The sequence below is a fragment of the Corynebacterium sp. HMSC059E07 genome, from assembly GCF_001814395.1.
Classification (GTDB): Bacteria; Actinomycetota; Actinomycetes; order Mycobacteriales; family Mycobacteriaceae; genus Corynebacterium; species Corynebacterium hesseae.
The window spans coordinates 1-704 of record NZ_KV816306.1 but is presented as its reverse complement, the minus strand read 5'-3'; the positions used below and the strand labels follow the sequence as shown (position 1 = coordinate 704).

Annotated in this window: 1 protein-coding gene; it reads right to left on the bottom strand. The window is 52.1% G+C overall.

All coding sequences use genetic code 11. The features are described 5' to 3' along the window. Nucleotides 1-30 precede the first annotated feature (30 nt). On the bottom strand, nucleotides 31-369 hold the full coding sequence (locus HMPREF2967_RS06405; RefSeq protein ID WP_158014683.1) for a hypothetical protein: 339 nt from the start codon (nucleotides 367-369) through the stop codon (nucleotides 31-33). Nucleotides 370-704: the final 335 nt, after the last annotated feature.

Sequence of the window (704 nt, the reverse complement as noted above, 5' to 3'; positions counted from 1 at the left end):
AAATAGGGTGTCCACTAAACGAGGGTAACCTCAAAACAGCCACGAGATTTCAAAGCCATTTAGCAGAAGAGCGAAGAGGAAAATACAGGCCGAGGCCACGACCATAATGACTAAGAACAGTAAACCGCCGCGCCCATCACGTACCTGCGGTATTGGCCCCTTCGACAAAAATGCATCGAGAAGCCTGGAAGAGGAAGGGTTGCCATTCTGTGTGCTGAAGCGCACAGACTTCAGGTCCCTGAGGAAAGCAGCGTTGTAGGAATGAGAAAACGTAGCTGACGTTTGGGTGAACCGCATCGCATATTCCTTACTTTCCCGCCAAGGCACTGATATGAAGGATTCTAATAAGCCGATGCGCTCAAGGAGCATCTTCTCTACTGTATGAGCCTCTGGTCGAACGTCTCAATCCTCCACATCTGAATGGCTATATCCTCCGGAATCTTGAAGCTGGGCTGGTGTGTTTGTGTGTGGCCATTAGTGCAGACCTGGATGTGCAGACCTGCAGGCCACTGCTCGTGGGGCGCTTCTGTGTCGTGGTCTGTCGCTAGGAGGTCTGCATTTTTGGGTCTGTACTTTTGCAGCGGTGCTGGGCCTGGCGTGGTGGTGTTGGGGAGAGTCGTGAAAACCGAAAACGACGGAGAAGCCCGTCACCGTTGAGTGGTTGCTCAATGGTGGCGGGCTTGGTGTATTGAGTTGTTTGTTGT

Excerpts from the sequence above, each read along its gene's own strand:
- HMPREF2967_RS06405 (WP_158014683.1), bottom strand. The coding sequence starts at position 369 with ATGCTCCTTGAGCGCATCGGCTTATTAGAATCCTTCATATCAGTGCCT.